Here is a 7,072-nt window from a genome sequence, read left to right as displayed (position 1 = left end):
CTTTGAGGATGTTTGGCAAGTTGTGATGTAACAACAGTTAAAATATTGTAAGCAACCTTGTGTTTATCAAAAAAGTCCACTGTTTTCATTACCCTATTATATGTGCCTCTACCTTCTTTGTCTACTCTGAATAGATCGTGAGTATTTTTATCTCCATCCAAGGAAAGCCCCACCAAAAAATTATTCTTTTTAAAAAATCCCACCCATTTTTCATCGATTAAAAGACCGTTTGTTTGAATGGAAAAATATGTTTTAATGTTGTTTTTGTTGTATTTATTAACAAATTCTAAAAATTTCTCATAGAATTCCAACCCAGCTAGAGTAGGTTCCCCTCCTTGAAAAGCAAAAGAACAACTTACTTCTGAAGAAGCTATCGCTTTTTTCACAAGGTTTTCTAAAGTTTCTTCATTCATCTTGCCATAAGAAACTTTTTTTCTCTTATTAGCAATATCGTTGTAAAAGCAATAAGAACATTTCATATTACAATTACTGGATACAGGTTTTATAAGCAAATTAACAGAGCGCAATTGGTCTCCCCTCTTTTCAAAATCTCACTTTTTGATTATATCAAAAAAATATTGTATTTTAAAAAATTCTATAAATCATCCATCAATGTAAGTTAAATCCAATATACTTTAGCACCTTTTGTCTCTTAGACCATATAAAAATAAAGGGGCCTTAACTCCTCTCCACAAATTAATTTACTGGGAAGAGAAAGGCCCGGCCTCGAAATAATTTAAAATTCCGCAGGATATTTCCTCTTCAATTCTTCTGCTGCTTTTTCCCTACCTGTTTCTTTTAATCTTTCGTAGTAAGTTTTCAAGTGACCTCTCGCGTGATAAGGCCCGCCTTCTTTTAAAACCGTTTGCAATGGATCTACTTGGTATCCTTCTGGTAATTCTTTCATCATCTCATCATGCCACTCATTTAAATAAGACAGTGCTTCCCTACAAATCTCTGGGCTTTCTTTGGCTATGTCATTTCGCTCGTGAGGATCCTCTTTTAAATTGAATAACATCTCTTTGGGGAAAAGGTGGTATCCATCGTGATAACTTCTCATATAAATCCAATCATCGAATCTCACGCTTCTTTGGCATACGTGTGCCATCTGACTTAAAATCAGATACTTTCTAGATATCTTTTCACCTTTAAATATTACATCTGCAAAACTTATTCCGTCCATTTCTTTTTTGAACATTTGAATATATTCTTCAGAAAACTTACTTTTTATCTCTGATTCAAATATTTCGTACAATGTTGATATTAGATCCAAATTGTATAAAAAGCCTTGATGTACATGGCTTTTTAATCCACCTGGCCATTTTATTATCAAGGGAATTCTAGAGGTTATGTTGTCAGCTGTCGCATGTTCTGCATATATACCCAACTCCCCTATGTTTTCTCCATGATCGGCAGATATTATCACAGCTGTATTTTCATATACTCTTTTTTCTTTCAACATATCTATTATCTTTCCAATCCAAAAGTCAGCATATCTAATACCTGTATCATAGCCATCTATTAATTGTTTCAAATCGTTCATGTTTTTTATTTCACCAGGTTGCCTTGGAAATCTTGGATCTTCACGATTGTCATACATATTTAAGTCTTGAGCAGTATGTGGACCAGCTAACTTTCTATGTCTTTTTATTAATTCTTCGTTATACCAACCGGGTATAGGTGAATTTTCAAAAGGGTCACCAAAGTCAGAGGGTGTTCTGTATGGCGTATGTGGATCCCAAACGTTTACATGTAAAAACCAATTGTCTGACTCAGCATTTTTGTTTAACCACTCTAGAGCTGAAGGAACAATCTCATCCGCTCTTTCAAGGCCACATTTTCCAGGGTTATAANNNGCAGATAGAGCTCCACGAGAAGGTAAACACGGGGCATCGGAACAATAGTAGTTATCAAATCTAATACCTTCTTTAGCCACATCATCAATATTTGGTGAGGTTTCTCGTAAGTATCCATAACTCCCAAGATGATCTGCCCTTAAAGTGTCAATGTCGATAAATAATATTCTCATCTTTACTCATTCCCCTCTAATTTTAAAATTTTTTCACTTTTGCCAATCTCAGTTCGTGATCTTCGTCTTCTCTACAAAATTCGTATTAATACCAAATTTCATCTTCTTTTTCAAGAAAATCAACATATCTTACTGAATGAGTGTTATAAGGGGACTCAAGTACAGGTTCATTAGGAGTTATACTTTCAAATGATTTTAAATCATAACTCATACATAATCCACATCTTTCTTCGTAATTTTCTTTCTCTGATGAACTTCCATCGTAAAATCCAAAGAAAACAGGAGGAACATAAATTACCGAATTAATTCTTGCTTGATATTTGTCCCAACCATTTTTTGAAACATCTAATATCTTTCCTTCCCATTTCCAATTTTTAGCATCTAAACTCGTCGCAAGTCCCGTCGGATGGGTTGTTAAACCTGTAGTATAAACATCTCCACTTTCATGCAATTTTCTCTTTGTTTCTTCAGAAGGATTCTTTAGAGGTTCTGCATAACTTACAAGCATATAATATTTTCTCCCCACCAAAAAAACGTAAGGATCTTTTATACCTTCTATATCTAAATCTTCTGCAACAAAAACCTTTTTTCTTGTACTTACGTCAAAATTTTTGGGATGATCCGCTTCCATCATATCTATTCTCCATTTTCTTGTTTGCGGATCAACATAGCTTATATACATTCTATATATTCCATCCATGCATCTTAAAAATGAGGCTCTTTCAATAGATTCACTGTTAAGTTGCTCTTTTTTAATAACTAGTATATCTTCAAATTTCTCTCCATCGACGCTTTGAGCAATTCTTACCTCTCCACCACGAATTGGTTTTGGTTTTCTTATCCTATAGTATAAGAAGAATTTACCTAATATTTCATCATAAAAAACATAAGGTGCACCTACCCAATACCCATTTTCTTTCCCATATGGTTCTTTAATTGTGATCCCTTCAACAGGATCAAATAAAGACAGATTAGCAAAATATTTTGAAGAAAAAAGTTTACTCATAATTTCTCCTCCTCATATAATATGTATGGATATGAAACTTAAAAATTTGATTTAGATCCAATCATGTAACCATTTAAAATCAAAACCGTATTTGTGAATATCTTTTTATTTCTAAAGCGTCTAATTTTTAATATTTTGTCGATCCTGCAGTTAAACCACTTATAATATATTTTTGAAATACAAGGGTCAGTAATATTATTGGTATGATTGCTAATACTATCGCACTACTAATCAACTCCCAGGGAAATGAATATTCACCAGGGTACAAGGAAATTCCAACAACAACAGTTCTCATTTCGTTTTTTGAGAGTAAAACCAGCGACAAAAGAAATTCATTCCAAGAAAATACGAAAGTAATCAATCCAGCTGCGATTAACCCAGGTAACGACATTGGAAGTAAAATTTTAAAAATCATTTGAAACGTATTACAACCATCTATTAGTGCGGAATCTTCAATGTTTTTGGGAAGTGTTCTAAAATAATTCATCAATATCCAAATCGCCAAGGGAAGATATAAGGCTGTATGACCCAATATTAACGATATATAATTGTTTATCAAATTCAAATTCCTAAAAATCAAAAACAATGGAGGAACTACCGCAACCGGTGGAAAAAGTAGCAAAGCCAAAACAATCATCATTAAAGACCTTTTACCTCTAAATTGAATCCTAGCAAAAGAGTATGCCGCTAAAGTTCCGGTAATTAAGATCAGAATGGTAGCACTCCCGCTAACAATAAAACTGTTTAAATAGTATCTCCCAAAAGAACCCATCTGGAATAAATTAACATAATTTTGAATGGTTGGTTGAGAAGGAAATATTTTTACTGGCCAAGAATAAATTTCATTTGTACTTTTAATAGAAGTTAAAAACAGCCAAACTATTGGGAATATTGACAGTAAAACTAGTAAAATAGCGATTAAATAGTTGAAACTCTTTTGAATTTTTAATTTATTCATAGATATCCCACCTTAAAGTTCCCAAGTATATTATTGCCAAGCCTAACAACAACAAAAACTGTATCAGGGCAATAGTTGAAGAATAACTAAAATCCAAATATTGAAAGAAATTATTGTAAGCAAAAACTGATAGAGTCTCAGTAGAATTTACTGGTCCCCCACCTGTAAGGTTATAGGGTAATTCAAAACTTCTAAAAGCATCTCCCGTTCTAAAAAGTAAAGAAACCATTATTGAAGGTCTCACTAATGGAATTGTAATTTTTCTTAAGGCTTGCCAATTAGTAGCACCATCAATCTTAGCAGCTTCATACAATTCTGAAGGAATAGTTTGTAGCCCTGTTAAAATAAGAAGAGCCATAAAAGAACTTGTTTTCCATATAGCAACTATCATCATAGAAATCATAGCTAATGGTATTTCCCCTAGCCAATTTATGGGAGTGTCTATAATATTCAAATTTATCAATATTGAATTAAATAATCCATAATCGGTATTATACATCCATCTCCAAGCTAATGCATTTAGAGCTGTTGGCAACGCCCAAGGAATCAATAAAGCCACTCTGATAATTGATCTGCCTTTCATTGCTTTATTTGCAACTAAAGCCAAAAGAAAACCCAAAAATAATTCTATTGGAACTGTAACTCCAACAAAAATAAGAGTATTATAAAATGCCCTCCAGAACGATGGATCATTGAAAAGTCTGGAAAAGTTACTTAACCCTGAAAATTCAACACCTGTGAATGAATAAGAAGAAAAACTTAAAACTATTGTGTATATTGTTGGACCAATAAAAATTGTTATTAAAATTATGAAAGCTGGTAATATAAGAAAAATTCCCGTTTTTTTATTCAACTTCATCACCTTCTTTAATGGGTCCTTAGAATAAATCCAAGGACCCTCTTTGTAAATTTCCTTACCTAAGAAGCGCGTTTATTTGAGATACAGCATCGTCTAAGGCTCTTTGAGGTGTTTTTAGTCGTAATAATGCGGATTGTATCTCCCTTTGCATAATTTCAGAAACTTGAGTGTACTTCTCTCCAAGTTGGGCGGAGGGACGAACATTTCCAACCATAAAATCCTTGTACTGTTTGTTGGCAACAGGAAATTGTTCTACTAATCTTGAATCTTCATAAACGGATTGCCTTGTTGGTAAATTTCCGGTTACTGCGGCTGTTCTTAGTTGAGCTTCGTGGGAAGTTAGATATTCAATAAATTTCCATGCTTCTTCTTTATGTTGTGAATTTATATTTATCCCTAACAACCACCCTCCTAAACATACGGTGTTTGTATCAGGATATCCCTCAAAATAAGGCACTCTCATAAAATCAACCTTATCAGCTACTATGGAATCTGAGGCAGTTAAAATAGGCCAAACAAAATCTTGAACTACCATAAAAACAGCTCTACCTTGTTGAAATAATATTCTAGCATCATCTGGAGTATAAGTTACGATACTTTCCGGAGCAAGGTTATATTCATATATCATATCAACCATAAATTGTAAGGCTTCTACTCCCTCTTTACTATTTACAACAACATTTCCCTCTTCATCGAAAAACTCTCCACCTTTGCCCCAGAAAAACTGGAGATAATTCATAAATAGGCCTTCAATTTTGCCCCACATACTTATATATCCATATAAGTTGGGGTCTTTTTCTTGTTCCACTATATAAGAAGCCTGTTCCACCAGTTCTTCCCAAGTATTCGGAGGAGTAAATCCATATTTCTTAAGTAAATCCTTTCTGTAATACAAATGAAGACCGTTTATGTAGAGAGGTACTCCATAAACATCTCCTTCATATTTTGCTGCGTCTATCATGTTTTCAATGAACGCTGCTTGTTCTTCTTTCGGAAAATATTCATTTAATGGTGCTAACCATCCACGAGATGCAAATTCGCCAGGCCAGATAATATCCATAGCTATAATATCTGGCTTGTCACTTCCACCGAAAAACAATGTCACATATTGACTATGTTGCTGACCGGGGACCCCAGGAACTTTCAACCATTCGATTTGTATGTCAGGATTTTGTGCTTCGAAATTCGAGATATGTTCATCCATTACTGCTCCTATTTCTCTTGGTGAAATCCCAATTTCCACGGACACCTCAGACAATGCAACAACGCCAAACAAAACAACTAATACCAATCCAAAAAACTTTCTTAATGCCATAGTACCGCCTCCTTTTAAGAATAAATTCCTTCTTTGATTGATACGCGTTAAATCAACATATTTTCTAGAACCATTGAAGCTGCTCCGATTGCAGTAATTTCTTCTCCCAATCCTGAAAGTCTCATCTGTGTGTTTTTTTCTATTAAAGGTAACGTTGTTTCATTTAAGCCTTTGTAAAAATCCTTTTCTATAATATCCCAATACTTCTTTACTTCTCCAGTTAATACAACCGATTCCACATTGACGATATTTAAAACATTCCCTATAGCTTTGCCCAAGTAAAATCCAGATTCTTGAAAAATTTGAATAGCATTTTGGTCTCCTTGGTTAGCATAATCAATTATTTTTCCTATATCATAGCTTTCATCCAATTTTTTATTACATTTTGTGTAGTATTTCCTCACCATTGATCTAACCGAAGAAAAAGTTTCTAAACAGCCTTTTTCCCCGCAACTACAAATATCGCCATCTTCGGCAACTTTTATATGTCCAATTTCTCCTGACAAGTTGTATTTCCCCCTAAACAATTGATTTTGAATAACTAAGCCTGCACCTATTCCATAACTTATATTCACAAGAAGGAAATCATGAACTTCTTTCCCTATCCCATATATTAATTCACCTAATGCCTTCATATTTGCATTGTTGTCAACTACTATTGGAATTTGTAACTTTTCAGAGAATTTATCAATTAACGAGAAATCAAAGTATCTTTCTAAGTTTGGTGTGATAGATAAAGAATTATTGTTTCTACTCACCAAACCTGGAAACGCCACACCTATACCCTTGATCGAATCGCTCGTAATATTCAGATCATGTTTTATTTCATCTAAAGATTTAATAAATAAGTTCAATATTTCTGTTATATTTTTTAACGACATGATCTTTTTCAAAGAAATAAAAGG

8 protein-coding genes are annotated in these 7,072 nt (G+C 33.6%); all 8 read right to left on the bottom strand.

What is annotated here, in order from left to right; translation table 11 throughout:
* Positions 1-527: radical SAM protein (locus AA81_RS13455; protein ID WP_146050412.1), on the bottom strand; the 527-nt coding region annotated here is incomplete at its 3' end.
* A 209-nt stretch (positions 528-736) separates the two neighbouring features.
* Positions 737-1,813, bottom strand: coding sequence for a sulfatase family protein (locus AA81_RS14820; protein ID WP_342750147.1), 1,077 nt, complete (start codon positions 1,811-1,813; stop codon positions 737-739).
* A gap of 43 nt (positions 1,814-1,856) precedes the next feature.
* Positions 1,857-2,029: sulfatase-like hydrolase/transferase (locus AA81_RS14815; protein ID WP_342750146.1), on the bottom strand; the 173-nt coding region annotated here is incomplete at its 3' end.
* A gap of 85 nt (positions 2,030-2,114) precedes the next feature.
* Positions 2,115-3,035, bottom strand: coding sequence for a glycoside hydrolase family protein (locus AA81_RS13445; RefSeq protein ID WP_103899316.1), 921 nt, complete (start codon positions 3,033-3,035; stop codon positions 2,115-2,117).
* A gap of 127 nt (positions 3,036-3,162) precedes the next feature.
* On the bottom strand, positions 3,163-3,993 hold the full coding sequence (locus AA81_RS13440; protein WP_103899315.1) for a carbohydrate ABC transporter permease: 831 nt from the start codon (positions 3,991-3,993) through the stop codon (positions 3,163-3,165).
* Positions 3,986-4,846 (bottom strand): carbohydrate ABC transporter permease, encoded by an 861-nt coding sequence (locus AA81_RS13435; RefSeq protein WP_169999808.1) that lies wholly within the window; start codon positions 4,844-4,846, stop codon positions 3,986-3,988. The genes AA81_RS13440 and AA81_RS13435 overlap by 8 nt, the downstream gene beginning before the upstream one ends.
* 61 nt (positions 4,847-4,907) lie before the next feature.
* The gene (locus AA81_RS13430) at positions 4,908-6,167 is read right to left on the bottom strand and encodes an ABC transporter substrate-binding protein (protein WP_103899313.1); all 1,260 of its coding nucleotides are present in this window, start codon (positions 6,165-6,167) and stop codon (positions 4,908-4,910) included.
* A gap of 47 nt (positions 6,168-6,214) precedes the next feature.
* On the bottom strand, positions 6,215-7,072 hold an 858-nt coding region (locus AA81_RS13425; protein WP_103899312.1), incomplete at its 5' end, for an ROK family protein.

Source organism: Petrotoga halophila DSM 16923, from assembly GCF_002924615.1.
Note: the sequence above shows the minus strand (reverse complement) of the source record. Positions and strands in the feature narration are given on the sequence as shown.